The following is a 15,382-nucleotide window of genomic DNA, read 5'->3' as shown; positions in this document are numbered from 1 at the left end:
TCACGCTCCCTTCGTGCGGTCCCCGGAGGCACCGGTGCCCCGAGCGGTGGCCCGGGCGATCTCGGACAGGTCGATCTGACCGGTGGCGGGCGGCGGCTCGTCCTGCTCGCGCCAGTCATCGGGCAGCACATGGTCCAGCACGTCATCGACCGTGACCGTGCCCAGCAGCCGGCCCTCCTCGTCGATCACCGGGATGGAGACGAGGTTGTAGGTGGCCATCTCGCGGGTGACGGTGGACAGCGGGGCGGAGGGCTCGACGGCGACGCGGTCCGGGTCGATGATCTCGCCGACGGGGCGGTCCGGACGCTCCCGCAGCAGCTGCTGGAAGTGGACGATGCCGAGAAGCTTCCCGGTGGGGGTCTCCAGCGGGGAGCGGCACACGTGCACGGTCGAGGCGAGGGCGGCGTGGACCGCTTCGCGGCTGATCATCGCCAGGCAGTGCGCCACCGGCGTCTCCGGCGCGACGATCAGCGGCTCGGTGGTCATCATGCCGCCGGCGGTGTACTCGTCATAGGCGAGCAGGCGGCGGACGTCCTCCGCCTCCTCGGGCTCCATCAGGCTCAGCAGGTGCGCGGCGACGTGCTCCGGGAGCTCCTGGACGAGGTCCGCAGCGTCATCGGGGTCCATCGCGTCGAGGATGTCCGCCGCACGGGTGGCGTCCATCCCGGTGACCACCTCGACCCGGGTGTCCTCAGGGAGCTCCTCGAGAACGTCGGCCAGGCGCTCATCGGCCAGCTCGCCGGCGAGCTCGATCCGGCGCTTGGGCTCGAGCTCCTGGATGATCTCGGCGAGGTCGGCAGGGTTGAGGTCCTGATAGGACGCGGCCAGCAGGTGCGCGGACTGCTCCGCCTGGCTGCCGTAGAGCCCCGAGACCTCGGACAACTCGACGGTGAGGGTCTGGCCACGGCTGACCAGCCGGCTCAGAGAGCTGCCCACCCGACGCCGGCGCAGGTGCAGCCGGGAGACCTCCCAGTCGCGGTGTCGGTTCTGATCCAGCGCGATGTCCAGCACCGTCGCCTCGCCGGTGCCGTCGAGGAGGGTCACCGCCCGATCCAGCAGCTCACCGATCACCAGCAGCTCGCCGGTGCGCTTCTCGAAACGGCGCACGTTGAGCACCCCGGTGGAGATCACCTGGCCGGGGGAGATGGAGGTGACCCGGGTGATCGGGAGGAACACCCGGCGCTTGACGGACACCTCGACCACCAGGCCGACGGCCCGTGCGCTGGTGCGGGACTGCGGCACCACCACCACATCCCGGACCGTCGCCACCACGTCTCCGATGGGGTCGAAGACCGAGGTGCCGGCGAGCCGGGCCGCGTAGAAGCGCGGCTGAGCCGTGGTGCTCACTGCCGCAGCTCGGCGATCCAGCGCTCGACCTCGTCCGCGCCGCGTGGGGCGGCGGCGGAGAGATTCCGGACGCCGTCGGCGGTCACCAGCACGTCATCTTCGATGCGCACCCCGATGCCGCGCAGCTCCTCGGGGACCAGCAGATCGTTCTCCTTGAAGTACAGCCCGGGCTCGATGGTGAAGACCATGCCCGGCTCGAGCTCGGCGTCGAGATACATCTCGCGACGGGCCTGGGCGCAGTCGTGCACATCCATGCCCAGATGATGGCTGGTGCCGTGGGGCATCCAGCGACGGTGCCACTGGCCCTCGGGGGAGAGGGACTCCTCCGCAGTGCCAGGCAGCAGGCCCCACTCCTCGAGCGTATGGGCGAGGACCTCCATCGCGGCGGCATGCAGCTCGCGGAAGCGCAGCCCGGGGCGGGCCACCGCGAAGGCGGCGTCCGAGGCCGCCAGCACCGCGTCGTAGATCTTCCGCTGCACCGGCGAGAAGGTGCCGGCGACGGGCAGGGTGCGGGTGATGTCTGCGGTGTACAGCGAATCGACCTCGACGCCGGCATCGATCAGCACCAGCTCGTCCCCGCGCACCACGCCGTGGTTGCGGGTCCAGTGCAGGGTGCAGGCGTGATCGCCGGCGGCGGCGATGGTGTCATAGCCGACCCCGTTGCCGTCGGCCCGCGCAGCGGCGGCGAAGACGCCCTCGATCACACGCTCGCCGCGCGGATGGCCGACGGCCTCCGGCAGGCGACGGATGACGTCCTCGAAGCCGCGGAGGGTGGCGTCGACCGCCTTCTGCATCTGCCCGATCTCATACTCGTCCTTGATCAGACGCAGCTCGCTCGCGGCCTCCTTGAAGGCGGCCATCTCGGTCACGGCCTCGTCACCGCCGGGCAGACCGTTCTGACCGCGGATCTCCTGGACCATCGACTCCACGGCCGCGTCCACACCCGGCATCACGCTCAGCGAGAGCTGGGCGCCGACGTCCTTGGCGAGATGATCGCGCAGCTCCTCGATGTGCCGCACCTCGATGCCCAGCCGCTGAGAGGCCTCGACGAGGGTCGGGCGGCGACCCACCCACATCTCGCCGTAGCGGGAATCGGCATAGAACTCGTCGGTGTCGAAGCCGGCGCGGGGACGGAAGAAGTAGGTCGCCTCCGCAGTCTCGGAGTCCTCGGCGGACGGCTCGACCACGAGCACGCTGTCCGGCTCCTCATCGGTGCCGAGGCCCGAGAAGTACGCGAAGGCGGTGTCGGGCCGGAAGGGGTAGTCGGTGTCGTTGGAGCGCACCTTGAGCACTCCGGCCGGCAGCACCAGCCGGGTGCCGGGCAGGCGGCGCACCAGCGCGTCCCGCCTCGCCGGGGTGGCGTCCGCGGACTCGAGGCGGGCGGCATCGGGGACGGTCTCGTCCCAGCCGGACGAGATGAACTCCCGGAAGGCGGCGTTGTGGGGACGCTGGGACCGGGAGTCCCCTCGGGAGGCGAGGTCCTTCATCCGCTCGGCGCTCTCGACGTTCTCGGCGTTCTCGGCGCTCTCGGTGTTCTGGGTGCTCTTGACGCTCTCAGTGTTCACACCACGATGTTCTCACGTCGCGGTCTACCCTGGACGTATGAGTGAGAGGTCAGACTCCCCGGACAGCCATCGCATCGATCTGCACTCGCACAGCTCGTGGTCCGATGGCACCACGGGGGTGGGGGAGCTGTTCGCGCAGGCCCGCTCGGCGGCTTTGGACGTGCTGGCCCTGACGGACCACGACACCGTGGCCGGCTGGTCCGAGCTGCCGGCCGCGGTGGCTGCCAGCGGAGTGGCCGCCGTGCCCGGGATCGAGGTCTCGAGCGAGCACGAGAGCTGCAGTGTGCACATCCTCGCGCTGCTGGTGGATCCCTCACCGGACTCCGACCTGGCGGCGGAGATGGCCAGCGCCCGCACCTCGCGGGTGGAGCGCGCCCGGCGGATGGTCGAGCTGATCTCCGCGGACCATCCGCTCAGCTGGGAGGACGTGACCGCGCAGGTCGCCGGCGAGACCACCGTGATCGGCCGCCCGCATATCGCCGACGCGCTCGTGGCCGCCGGGGTGGTGCCGAACCGCTCCGCGGCCTTCACCGAGGTGCTGCGGCCCTCCGGTCCCTATTACGTGCCCTATTACGCACCCTCGCCGCTGGCCGCCGTGCGTGCGATCCGGGAGGCGGGCGGGGTCTCGATCGTCGCGCACCCCGGTTCGGTGACCCGGGATGACGATCTGCCGCTCGCCCTGCTCGAGGCGATGGTCGCGGCCGGCCTGGACGGCATCGAGGTCGACCACCGCGAGCACGACGAGGCGGAGACCGCGCGGCTGCGCGAGGTCGCTCGGCGACACGACCTGCTGATCACCGGCGGCAGCGACTTCCACGGCACCGGCAAACCCAACCGGCTGGGCGAGAACCTCACCGCCGCCGAGGTGCTCGAGTCGATCGCAGCACGGGCCACCAGCGGCACCGGCATCATCAGGCACTGAGCATGACCGGGCACTGAGCATGACCAGGCCCTGAGCATGACCGGGCACTGAGCATGACCAGGCCCCGAGCATGACGATGGCCCATGATCACCCTGATCATGGGCCATCGTGAACGTGCGGTGACACCAGGGCGGGGTTCAGCATCCCGGGGGAGCTGAGATCCCGCGGGCGTCAGCCCTCCTGTGGGGCGGCACCGGAGCTGCTGCCGCCGGAGCCGGTGCCACCGGAACGGCCGCGGCCACCACGGGACCGGCGACGGCGCGGACGGTCATCGCCCGAGGCGTCGTTCTTGTTCTCGCGGCTCGTGCTCTCGCCGCCCAGATTCTCGCCGGCCGTGTCTCCGCTCGACGTCTCATCGACGACCTCGCCGTTGACCCGACGGGTGCGCGACCGCGAACGGCTGCGACGAGGGCGATCGGCAGAGGGCTCGCTGCGGACAGCAGCGCTCGAGGCGCTGGCCGCACCGGAGACGTCCTGGTTCTCGACGTTCGCCGTGCTCTCGTCGATCTGACCGGGGCTGTCGCTGCGCCCGCCACGGGAGCGGTCACGTCCACGCCCGCCGTCTCGACCGCCGTCACGCCCGCTCTCGCGACCGCCGTCACGGCCTCGACCGCCGTCGCGCCCGCGACTGCCTTCCCGACTGCCCTCGCGGCTGCGGCCGCCCTCACGACCTCCCTCACGTCCGCGGCCCTCTCGCGAGCCACGGCCGGAGTGGTCGGGCCCGCCCAGGTCCTCGAGCGTCTCCGCCTCGAGGCCCTCGCGGGTGCGCGCGCCCTTGGGCAGCGTGCCCTTCACTCCGGCGGGGATGTCCAGATCGGCGAACAGGTGATCGGAGGTGGAGTAGGTCTCCACCGCCTCGGTGGACTCCAGCCCCAGCTGGCGGGCGATGAGAGCCCAGCGCGCCAGGTCCTCCCAGTCCACGAAGGTGATCGCGGTGCCCTTCTTGCCCGCCCGCCCGGTCCGGCCGGTGCGGTGGAGGTAGGTCTTGTCGTCGTCCGGGCAGTTCCAGTTCACGACATGGGTGACGTCGGTGACGTCGATGCCGCGGGCGGCGACGTCGGTCGCGACCAGCACGTCGATCTTGCCGTTGCGGAAGGCACGCAGCGCCTGCTCGCGGGCGCCCTGGCCGAGATCGCCGTGCAGGGGCGCGGCGGCAAAGCCGCGATCGGCCAGATCGCCGGCCACCCGGTCCGCCTGACGCTTGGTGCGCATGAAGATGATCGACAGACCGCGACCATTGGCCTGCAGGATGCGGGCCATCACCTCGATCTTGTCGAGCTGGTGGGCGCGGTAGACGACCTGCTTGATGTCCGCCTTGGTGCGCGCTTCATCGCCCGGGTCCTGGGCTCGGATGTGCGTGGGCTGCTTCATGAACCGGCGAGCCAGCGCCATGATCGGGCCGGGCATGGTGGCGGAGAACAGCATCGTCTGCCGGTCGCCGGGCACTGCCTGCAGCAGCTTCTCGATGTCCTCGAGGAAGCCCAGGTCGAGCATCTCGTCGGCCTCGTCGAGCACTGCGGTGCGCACCTGGGACAGGTCCAGGTACTTCTGACGCATCAGGTCGATCAGGCGACCGGGGGTGCCCACGACGACCTCGACACCCTTCTCGAGCGCCTCGATCTGCGGTTCGTAGGCACGGCCGCCGTAGACGGTGAGGATCCGGATCGGACGCTTCGCCGACGCGGTCTGGAGATCCTGGGCGACCTGCACCGCGAGCTCACGGGTGGGGAGCACCACGAGGGCCTGCGGCTTTCCGATCACTCGGTTCTGCGGATTGGGCTCGCCCGGGGCCACGGAGTTCTGCAGCAGCGGGATGCCGAATCCGAGTGTCTTGCCGGTACCGGTCTTGGCCTGGCCGATGATGTCGCGGCCGCGCAGGGCGACCGGGAGGGTCAGCGACTGGATCGGGAAGGGAGTGGTGATCCCCTTCGCGGCCAGCGCTTCGACGATGTCCGTGCGAACATCGAAATCGGCGAAGGTCTGCTCCGGCTGGGCCGGGGCGGGGGTGCCGGAGCTCAGCTCGACGGCAGGGGAGGCCGACACGGCCTCATCGGTGTGCGGGATGGTTTCAGGCACCGTTCAACTCTCTGATCATGGATATGCACGGCCATCGTAGCCCCCATGCTCGTCACGACCCCAGGATCAGGGTCTATCCCACTCCGCCGTCGCTGGGATCGGGCAGAGGGCTCACCGGATCGGTCGGCGTGACGCGGTCCTCGTCGGGCAGGCCCTCGCCGGGCTCGACCTCCTGCTCGGGCGGGATGGTGCCCTCGGGGGTCTCGGCGTCCTCGGGGATCTCGAGCTCCGTCACCTCGTCGGCCATCTGGGAGCGCTGGATGGAGACCGACACCAGGCCGAGCCCACCCATCACGATGTCGTCATAGGCGACCAGGCGGCGGGTGTCCTCGTCGAAATAGAGCATCCGGGCGGTGAGGTCCAGCGGATCGCCGCCCTGCATCACCGGTGCGACGCCACCGGAGGCGAGCGCACCGCCGGTCGAGCCGACGGTCAGCCAGTCGGTGCCGGAATCGTCGAGATCCAGCTCGACCTTCGAGGTGTGCATGTGTCCGGACAGCACCAGCGGTGTGCGGCCCAGCAGCCCCTCGGGCTTGGTCGGGTCGTGGAACAGCGCGATGTCCACAGGCCCCTCAGGATGCTCGTCGTCGTACGCCGCGATGGTGTCCCCGAGCTGGAAGGCGCTCGCGATCACGGCCTCGTCGCCTTCGCGCCACCCCCCGGCATCGGAGTCGTCGTCGGCGGCGAAGCGCGGATCGCCGATGCCTGCGATGCGCAGCCCCGCCACCTCGACCACCTCGTTGTCGACCACGGTGGCATTGGGCTGGGACTCGATCGTGGCCGCCGCTGCGGCGCCGTCGTGATTGCCGCTGACGTAGACGTACGGGACCTCGAGGGTGCCGATCGAGTGCAGGAGCTCGTTCTCCAGCGGGGTCCCCCAGGAGACGATGTCCCCGGTATCGATCACGACGTCGATCGCGAACTGCGTATGCAGCTGCTCGATCACGTCATAGGCCTGCGGGTTGTCGTGGATGTCGGAGACATGCAGGACGGTGATCAGGTTCTCCTGATCCAGCCCCACCGGCAGGGAATCCGCGGCGATGTACAGCGCGGAGACCTGGCCCACGAACTCGGCGAGCGTGTCGCGATAGCTCTGGTAGTCGATGACCTTCCCCTGCCCGAGGTCCGCGATGTAGGCGGCCTGGGACAGCAGCCCTTCGAACTTCGGCTGGCTGAGGGACGCGGGGGAGAAGGTCACAGAGGTCGCGGCCACCGATGCGCCCACCACAGCGACTGCGCTGCCACCGGCGACCAGCGCGCGGCGCACCCTGCGGAACGTCAGTCCCACGGCGAGCCCCGCACCGGCGGCGGCGAACAGCGCGTTCAGCGCGGCGTTCTTCGCCGCGGCGGCAGTGATCGCCTCGGGGGCGGACTGCTGCAGCTCGGCGAACCCGGAGTCCGCGTAGAACAGCGCTTCCGCCTTCTCGACGTCGACGCCCTTGACCCGGGCCTCGATGCGCACCGGGGCGGTATGGGTGTCGAAGGCGACCTCTCCCACCGGCGGCAGGAGGATCACCGTCTGCGAGGAGAGCGAGGGGCGCAGGTGCACGCTCGCGGTCAGCGGGCCCACTTCGACGGTCGTCGCGGGGACCAGGAGCAGGCCCACGATCCCACCCAGCACCGCCACCACGGCTGTGGTGGTGATGTGCAGCAGGCGCGCGCGGCGGCGCCGCAGTCGACGCCGACGGGTCGGCGACTCCGCGGATTCCGGCTGCTCGGCGACGGAATGCTCGTCGACCGAGAGGTCGGAGTCGTCCTCGGCGAGCTCCGGCGCGATGCGGGGCTGGTCCTCGTCGGAGGTCACAGGGACTCCGGGACTATCGGGTCTCAGCCGAGGAAGCCGACGCGGCGGGGCTCCTCGGTGGAGACCTCGGCGTAGGAGACCTTCGACCCGGGGATCAGCACGGTGCGGCCCTTGTCGTCGACCAGGGTGACGGGGCTGCCGTCGGCGATGGCGGTGCTGAGCCGCTCGAGCAGGGCATCGGCCTTCTCCCCGGACTCGATCACGATCTCGCGAGGGGAGTGCTGGATGCCGATACGGATCTCCATGACCTGACCTTCCCTCCGCCACCAGGGCGGGGACGTTCGTTGCTGTGCCTCCCTAAGTCTACGCGTCGGGGGAGGAGCCGGGTTCCGTGTCCGCCCCCAGCACAACCTCGCTGCTGCGAGGATTCTCGAGCGCTGCGAACCCCGTCAGTCCGTGCACCACGGTGGTGGTCATGGTGTGGAGGATCGTCTCGCGCGCGGCCTCGTCCTCGGCGCTGTGGAGCAGCTGCGCGGTGGTCTGGGTGACGGCGATGAGCCCGTGGCCGAGGATCCGGGACTCCTCGATGCTGAGCTGGCGGAACGCCGTCAGGACGCCGGCCAGTGCGATCGCGAGCCGGTCCAGGACGATGACCACCCGCTCCTGCACGGCCTCGGAGATCACCTCGTGGCCGGTGAACAGCCGCAGGGAGTTGTCCATCGCCACGAACCGGTAGAAGCGCTGCAGTCCGCTGCGCACCCGGGAGCTGGTGTCGCCCTGGAACTCGCCCAGTGCCCGCACCTCCTCGAGCATCGACTCGGCGATGATGTCGAGGACCTCGATGTAGAGGGATTGCTTGGAGCTGAAGTGCTGGTAGAGCACGGGCTTGGTGACCCCCGCCGCCGCCGCGATGTCATCCATCGAGGTGGCCTGGTACCCCTTCTCGGTGAACACCCGCGTGGCGAGCTCGAGGAGCTGGTTGCGGCGCTGCGCACGAGGCATCCTGGCCGTGGCTGACGTGGACATGGCATCGGCCTCCGTCTCGGACCGCAGCGGGGGAGGCGTGCCGCGGGACAAATGTCGGGTTCGTCGTGATCCCGGACACTCTACCGCCGTCCGGTCCTCCGAGCGGCATGAACGTTTGTGGGTCACGTGGGGTGGAATGGAGCGATGCGAACGATGGGCACGATCACCGGTGCGGGGATCAGACTGCTCGGACCCGATCTCGAGGCGCTGCCCGCCGTCCACCCCGCCGGCGCCCTGGACCCCGCCCAGCACCGGGCGCTGGAGAGCTTCCTCGGCGGGGCCGATGTGCTCGTCCACGGCGGTCCGGGCAGCGGGCGCACGGCGCTCGCGCTGAGCGCCGCCGAGCTCTCCGGCGCAGGGACCCTGCTGCTCGCTCCCCGGCGCATCGCCGCCGGGCGGCTGCGGGACGCCCTGGCCGTGCACGGCAGCGGGCAGATCCGGGCGATGACCCCGCCGGCCCTCGGCCATGCGATCACCCGCGCCGATGCCCTCCGTCGAGGCCTGGGTGCGCCGACCCTGGTCACCGGCGCCGAGCAGGATGCGCTGCTGGCCGAGCTGATCGCACAGCGTGAGGCCTGGTATCTCGACGTCGACGCCGCGGCCCGCACCCTGCCCGGATTCCGCACCGAGCTGCGTGACCTGATCACCCGGGCCACCGAGCTCGGGCTGACCCCCTCCGAGCTCGACTCCTTGGGACGCGACCGGGGTCGGCCCGCCTGGCAGGACGCCGCCGCCCTGCTGCGCGACTACCTCGGGGTGCTCGACCTCGAGGCCTCCGCCGCGCTCGACGCCGGACCCCGCCTGGACTCCGGCGCCCTGGTGCGCCGTGCCGTGCGGCTGCTCGCAGATCCGCAGACCCCACTGCCCTTCCGTGCCGTGGTGGTGGACGACGCCCAGGACCTCACCGCCGCCGGGATCGATCTGGTCGCGGCGCTGCGCGCGGCCGGAGCGAGGATGATGGTGTGCAGCAGCCCCGACACGGCGGTCGACACCTTCCGAGGCGCCCTTCCCGATGCCGGGGACCGGCTGCGCGAGATGCGGTCAGGGCCGCTCACCGAGGTGCTCCTTCACGGCATGCATGCCCAGACGGAGGGCGTGACCGCCGTGGTCGACGCGCTGCGGGGCAGGCTTCCGCTGGCCGGCGCACCGGCGGACTCCCGGCGCCCGCGCAGCATCCGGCGCGGGGGAGTGGTGGCGCTGCGGGCGCAGGACCCGCTGGACGAGGCACGGCTGATCGGCTCCGCGCTGAGAGACCTCCACCATCGCGAGGACGTCCCCTACGACGAGATGGCTGTCGTGTGCCGCTCCGGCGCCGCCGTGGCCGACGTCGCAGACCTGCTCTCCCGCACCGGCCTGCCGGTGCGGGCGCCGCGCCGTCCCCAGCCGCTGCGCGAGGTCCCCGCGGTCGCGGACCTGATGACCATCCTCGAGATCGGCCTCGCCCCCGCGGAGGCGCCGCTCACACCGAGGATCGCCGATGAGCTGCTGCGCGGTCCCTTCGGGGATGCGGACACCCTCCGGCTGCGCCGCATCCGTCGGCTGCTGCTGGCCGCCCATCGTGCTGCGGAGCCGGACAGCACCGCCACCAGCGAGCAGCTGCTCGCCCGTGCTCTGATCGCCCCCGAGCTGCCAGGGCTCCCGGCACCCGATGCCAAGGGCCGTGCCGCCGCCCCCGTGCACCGGGTGCGGGACATGATCCACGCGGTGCGCGAGCATCGCCAGGCCGACGCCCAGCAGGTGCTCTGGCACGCCTGGGACGCGTCCGGCCTCGCTGGCGGGTGGCGACGCGCCGCCCTGGGCGATGCGGGCGACGTGGACGGTGCACGCTCGCGCATGGCCTCCTCCCGGCTCGACGCCCTGCTCGAGCTGTTCGCCGCCGCAGAACGGCTCACCGATCGCCGGCCCGGGGCCGGGGCGATGGACCTGGTCGAGCAGATCCGCGGCCAAGCCGTCGTCGAGGACACCCTCGCACCGGCGGCGACGGCCCGTGGCCGTATCGCTGTGCTCACCCCCGCCCAGCTCGCCGGCGAGCATCGGGACACCGTGGTGCTCGCCCGCCTGCAGGAAGGTGCCTGGCCCGACCTCCGCCTGCGCTCGACCTTGTTCGGCGCCGCCGAGCTGTCGCTGTGGTCCGGGACGCGACATGGCCACGAGCTCCCGCTCGAGCTCGAGGCGCTGAGGGCGCTCCAGCGCGAACAGGTGGTCGCCGACGAGCTGCGGTTGGCCGTCAGCGCCCTGGCCCGCGCTCGGCAGCGGGTGCTCGTCACCGCGGTGGAGGACGAGCAGAACGAGCCCTCCGCGCTCTTCGATGCCCTCGAGTCGCTGGTCGAGGCGCCATGGATCGACTCCGAGACCCTGCGCCGGGACCCGGGTCCGGCCCCCGATGCGCGGCGCCTGGTCGCGGCGCTGCGACGCCGGATGCAGGAGGAGGGCCCCGAGCAGGTCCGCGATGCGGCCCTCGCCCTGACCGCCCTCGGCCGCGCCGGGGCCCCTGGCGCCGATCCTGCCCGCTGGTACCACCAGGAGCCCAGCTCCACGGAGCCGCTGCACGAGGACAGCACGTCGATCGGGCTCTCGCCCTCCGCCCTCGAACGCGCTGTGGACTGCCCGCAGTCCTGGCTGATGGAACGCGCCGGCGGCACCCGCTCCGGCGGGCCCGCCCAGCTCATCGGCACGGCCCTCCACTACCTCGCTCAGGTCCATCCTCGCGGCCCGGAGGGTCCCGAGGCGGACCTGCTGGGCGAGCTGCACACCCTGCTGCGCACCGTGCCCGGCACCGAGACCTGGTCCGGCCGACGCCGGGTGCGCCGCGCCGAGGACGCCGCACACCTGCTCGCCGAGCATCTGCGCAGCGCCGGTGCACCGCTCGCCGTCGAAGCCGCCTTCGAGGTGGAGCTCGGCAGGGTCCAGCTGCGCGGCAGCATCGACCGGATCGAGGGCGATGCGACCGGGCTGCGGGTCGTGGATCTCAAATCCGGGCGCGCTGCGAAGAGCGCCGCCAAGGCCGAAGAAGACCTTCAGCTGGCCGCCTACCAGGCCGCGGTGCGCGAGGGCGCGCTGAACGAGGTGCTCGGCGAGGACGCCCCTGCACGGCTGAACGGCGCCCAGTTGGTCTACGTCGGCACCGGGGGGAAGAAGGCCGCGGTGCGCACCCAGATCGCCCTGCCCCGCGCCGAGGATCCGGCCTGGTTCGACGACCTGGTCCACCAGGTCTCGCGCGACGTCTCCGGGGACCAGGTCACCGCTCGCGTCAACACCCACTGCACCCACTGCGCGGTGCGCAGCAGCTGCCCCCTGCAGCCCGAAGGAGACCAGCTGTGACCTCGCCGCACACCCGCGACAGCACGGACCCCGCCGACCCGGCAGTGCGCCCCCTTCACTCCGCAGCCTCCCTCGCCGCCCTGCTCGAGCAGCCGCCGCCCACCGTCGAGCAGACCTCGGTGATCGAGGCACCGCTGGCCCCGATGCTGGTGGTCGCCGGAGCCGGCTCGGGCAAGACCGAGACCATGGCCTCCCGGGTGGTGTGGCTGATCGCCAACGGGATCGTCGAGCCCCGCCAGGTGCTCGGCCTGACCTTCACCCGCAAGGCCGCCCACGAGCTGGGAGAACGGATCGGCGCCCGGCTCGGCACCCTCGCCACCGCCCTGCGCGCCGAGGGCCTGCCCCTGCCGCGCGGCCTCGAGCGCGGGGGTGATGACCTGGTGGGACAGCGGCCGGTGGTCCACACCTACAACGGCTTCGCCCTGGACCTGGTGCGCGAGCATGCGCTCGCCGTCGGCATCGACCCCGAGCTGACCATGATGTCCACGTCCGCCTCCTGGCAGCTCGCCCACGAGATCATCGAGGGCTGGGACGACTCGCTGGACCTCGAGGCCTCCCCGGCGACGCTCACCGCCGCGCTGCTCTCGCTGACCTCGTCGCTGGCTGATCACCTGGTCACCCCGGCGCAGCTCGCCGTCCACCTGCGCGAGATCCAAGAGCACCTCTCCCAGATCCCGCTGCAGGTCGAGGGGCGCCGCCGCACCACCCCGAAGGAGGTCGCCAAGGTGCTCGGGGCGCTCGAGTCCCGGCTCGCGCTGATCCCGCTGCTCGAACGCTTCGCCGAGATCCGCGCCGAGGCCTCCGCCCTCGACTTCGCCGACCAGGTCTCCCTCGCCGCCCGGGTGGCCAGGGAGGTGCCGGCCGCGAGCTCCCTGGCCCGACGCATGCACAAGGTGGTGCTGCTGGACGAGTTCCAGGACACCTCCGTGGCGCAGCTGCAGATGCTCACCGACCTCTTCGGACCCGGCCATGCCGCCTGCGCCGTCGGTGACCCGCAGCAGGCGATCTACGGCTGGCGCGGAGCCTCCGCCGCCTCGCTCGCCGGATTCGCCGAGTCCTTCGCGACCCCCGAGCAGAGCGTCCTGCAGCGCACGCTGTCCACGTCCTGGCGCAACGACCAGGCGGTGCTCGCGGCGGCGAACCGGCTCGCTGCCCCGCTGCGCCACGCCGATGCCGGGCTCACCATCCCCGAGCTGCAGCCTCGGCCCGGGGCGGGGGAGGGCGCCTGCGAGATCATCGAGGCATCCGACGAACGCGCCGAGTCCCGTGCGATCGGCCGCTGGATCCTGGAGCGCCGCGCGGAAGGCGGCGAGGAGGACGGACCGGCGTCGGCCGCGGTGCTGGTGCGTGCCCGCCGCCAGATCCCTGCCCTGATCGAAGGGCTCGAGGAGCAGGGGCTCGCCGTCGAGGTGGTGGGCCTCGGCGGGCTGCTGCACCGTCCCGAGGTCGCCGACGTCCGCGCAGTGCTGGAGTGCGCCTACGACCCCGGCCGCGGAGACGCGCTGATGCGCCTGCTGACCGGGCCCCGGTTCCGGCTCGGTGCGCGGGACCTCGCGGTGCTGGGCCGTTGGCGGGACCGGATGGGCTCCCGCCTGCGCCGGGACGGGCAGGCCCCGGGCGGGCAGGACGAGGCCGAGACCGTCTCCCTCATCGATGCGGTGGATGACCTTCCGCTCGCGGACTGGACCGACCCCGCCGGCCGCACCCTGACCGCCACGGGCCGGGCCCGGCTGCTCCAGGTCCAGCAGCTCCTGCGCGAGCTGCGGCGGCTGCTCCCGCTGCCGCTGCCGGACCTGGTCACCGCCGCGACCCGGTTGCTGGACGTCGACCTCACGCTGCTGGCCTCCGAGCCCGACTCCCGAGCGCTCGCCGATCTCGAAGCGTTCCGCGACCATGCCGCAGCCTTTGATCGCACTGCCCGTCGTGGCGGGCTCGGCGCATATCTCGACCTGCTCGAGATCAGCGAGGACGAGGAGGCCGGGCTCGCCGTCACCGCCGCGCCCGAGACCGCGCACGACCCGTCCGCGGTCACGATCGTCACCATGCACTCCGCCAAGGGGCTGGAATGGGATCTGGTGGCGGTCGCGGGGCTCACCGAGGGCACCGTTCCCTCCTACGACCTGCGCCGGGCGAAGACCGACGAGGAGGGCCGCACCCGGGTGCCCGGCGACGGCTGGCTGGGCAAGCTCGCCTCCGCCGCGGTGCCCACCGCCCTGCGCGGCGACGCCGACACGCTCCCGGAGCTGGCCTGGGCCGAGGCGGACACCCAGGTCGATGCCGAGGGCCTCATCGAGGAGTTCCGCTTCGCGCAGGGCGAGGAGTCGCTGCGGGAGGACCGTCGACTGATGTACGTCGCGGTGACCCGGGCCCGCCGCCGCCTGCTGCTGACCTCCGCCGCCTGGCGCAGCGGCCTCGCCTCCGCCCGGCCCCGCTCGCGCTATCTCACCGAGGTGGGGGATCTGGTGCCCGAGCGCTTCCGCACCGTCCAGGAGGTCCCCGAGCAGAACCCGCTGGAGAGCGAGCGGCCGCAGGCGCAGTGGCCGCCGGCACCCGGGGAGCAGGAGCGTGCCCGGGCCCGCGCCGCCGCGCTGCTCACCGACGCCGCCGCGACGGACGACGCGCCGGCGGATCCTCAGCTCGCCGAGCTGGTGCGGCGCGCCGTCGCGGATCTCGAGCAGCAGGCCGCCCCGCCGCTGGTCCACTCCCCGCCGCGGCTCTCGGCCTCCCAGGTGGTCCACCAGGCCCGGGACCCCCAGGCCGCGGCGATCGATCTGCTGCGCCCCCTGCCGCGCCAGCCCTCCCCGGCCGCTGCCCGCGGCACCGCCTTCCACGCCTGGCTCGAGTCCCGCTACGACAGCGCGACCCTGCTGGACCTCGAGGACCTGCTGGACCTGGAGGATGCGGAGGACCAGGAGGAGGGTCCGGGAGCCGACGACCGCAGTCTGCGGGACGCCTTCACCGCCTCCGAATGGGCTGACCGCTCGCCGCTGGCGGTCGAGCAGCCCGTCCACACCCGGATCGGAGAGATCGCGGTGCGGGGCATCATCGACGCCGTCTTCGCCGACCCCGAGGGGACCGATGGCACCCAGGGCGTGATGATCGTGGACTGGAAGACCGGCCGGGTCCCGCGCCCCGCCCAGCTGCGCGAGCGCGCGCTCCAGCTCTCGCTCTACCGCTTGGCCTGGCACGAGCTGACAGGGCTGCCGCTCGCCCGGATCCGCACCGCCTTCCACTTCGTGGCCGACGGAGTCACCCACGAGGTGCGCCGCCACCCCTCCCGCGAGAGGATCGCGCAGATGCTCGCCGGAGAGGGAGCGGGGGAGGGGAAGACGGCGCAGCGAACACGCGGGTCCGGCCTATGATCACCGGCAGATCCGCCTT

At 72.1% G+C, this 15,382-nt stretch carries 9 protein-coding genes; 3 read left to right on the top strand and 6 right to left on the bottom strand.

Going from position 1 to position 15,382, the window contains the following annotated elements; genetic code table 11:
* Complete coding sequence (locus tag Q0937_RS03295) at window positions 1–1,347, bottom strand: magnesium transporter MgtE N-terminal domain-containing protein (RefSeq protein WP_299299727.1); 1,347 nt, start codon at window positions 1,345–1,347, stop codon at window positions 1–3.
* Window positions 1,344–2,834 carry an aminopeptidase P family protein gene (locus Q0937_RS03290; RefSeq protein ID WP_299300931.1) on the bottom strand — a complete coding sequence of 497 codons (1,491 nt, stop codon included), beginning with the start codon at window positions 2,832–2,834 and terminating at the stop codon, window positions 1,344–1,346. Before Q0937_RS03290 ends, Q0937_RS03295 begins: the two co-directional genes overlap by 4 nt.
* Before the next feature lie 115 nt (window positions 2,835–2,949).
* On the opposite strand from Q0937_RS03290, the gene Q0937_RS03285 reads away from it, so the two are divergent.
* Complete coding sequence (locus Q0937_RS03285; protein WP_299299725.1) at window positions 2,950–3,834, top strand: PHP domain-containing protein; 885 nt, start codon at window positions 2,950–2,952, stop codon at window positions 3,832–3,834.
* A 171-nt stretch (window positions 3,835–4,005) separates the two neighbouring features.
* Here the strand turns inward: Q0937_RS03285 and Q0937_RS03280 are convergent, their stop codons facing one another.
* The 4 genes from Q0937_RS03280 to Q0937_RS03265 form a co-directional block, all read right to left on the bottom strand.
* Window positions 4,006–5,910, bottom strand: coding sequence for a DEAD/DEAH box helicase (locus tag Q0937_RS03280; protein ID WP_299299723.1), 1,905 nt, complete (start codon window positions 5,908–5,910; stop codon window positions 4,006–4,008).
* A 73-nt stretch (window positions 5,911–5,983) separates the two neighbouring features.
* On the bottom strand, window positions 5,984–7,714 hold the full coding sequence (locus Q0937_RS03275) for a metallophosphoesterase (protein WP_299299721.1): 1,731 nt from the start codon (window positions 7,712–7,714) through the stop codon (window positions 5,984–5,986).
* A 23-nt stretch (window positions 7,715–7,737) separates the two neighbouring features.
* The gene (locus Q0937_RS03270) at window positions 7,738–7,959 is read right to left on the bottom strand and encodes a DUF3107 domain-containing protein (protein WP_299299719.1); all 222 of its coding nucleotides are present in this window, start codon (window positions 7,957–7,959) and stop codon (window positions 7,738–7,740) included.
* A gap of 58 nt (window positions 7,960–8,017) precedes the next feature.
* Window positions 8,018–8,680 carry a TetR/AcrR family transcriptional regulator gene (locus Q0937_RS03265; protein ID WP_299299717.1) on the bottom strand — a complete coding sequence of 221 codons (663 nt, stop codon included), beginning with the start codon at window positions 8,678–8,680 and terminating at the stop codon, window positions 8,018–8,020.
* A 153-nt stretch (window positions 8,681–8,833) separates the two neighbouring features.
* On the opposite strand from Q0937_RS03265, the gene Q0937_RS03260 reads away from it, so the two are divergent.
* Both Q0937_RS03260 and Q0937_RS03255 read left to right on the top strand, forming a co-directional pair.
* Window positions 8,834–12,001, top strand: coding sequence for a UrvD/REP family ATP-dependent DNA helicase (locus tag Q0937_RS03260; protein WP_299299715.1), 3,168 nt, complete (start codon window positions 8,834–8,836; stop codon window positions 11,999–12,001).
* Window positions 11,998–15,363, top strand: a complete 3,366-nt coding sequence (locus Q0937_RS03255) for an ATP-dependent DNA helicase (protein WP_299299713.1) — start codon at window positions 11,998–12,000, stop codon at window positions 15,361–15,363. The genes Q0937_RS03260 and Q0937_RS03255 overlap by 4 nt, the downstream gene beginning before the upstream one ends.
* Window positions 15,364–15,382 lie beyond the last annotated feature (19 nt).

It is taken from the genome of uncultured Brachybacterium sp., assembly GCF_947500705.1.
GTDB lineage: Bacteria > Actinomycetota > Actinomycetes > Actinomycetales > Dermabacteraceae > Brachybacterium.
Note: the sequence above shows the minus strand (reverse complement) of the source record. Positions and strands in the feature narration are given on the sequence as shown.

Bases quoted from the DNA above. Each gene is read 5' to 3' on its own strand.
- Q0937_RS03285 (WP_299299725.1), top strand. From the start codon at position 2,950: ATGAGTGAGAGGTCAGACTCCCCGGACAGCCATCGCATCGATCTGCAC.
- Q0937_RS03260 (WP_299299715.1), top strand. From the start codon at position 8,834: ATGGGCACGATCACCGGTGCGGGGATCAGACTGCTCGGACCCGATCTC.
- Q0937_RS03270 (WP_299299719.1), bottom strand. From the start codon at position 7,959: ATGGAGATCCGTATCGGCATCCAGCACTCCCCTCGCGAGATCGTGATC.
- Q0937_RS03290 (WP_299300931.1), bottom strand. From the start codon at position 2,834: ATGAAGGACCTCGCCTCCCGAGGGGACTCCCGGTCCCAGCGTCCCCAC.
- Q0937_RS03265 (WP_299299717.1), bottom strand. From the start codon at position 8,680: ATGTCCACGTCAGCCACGGCCAGGATGCCTCGTGCGCAGCGCCGCAAC.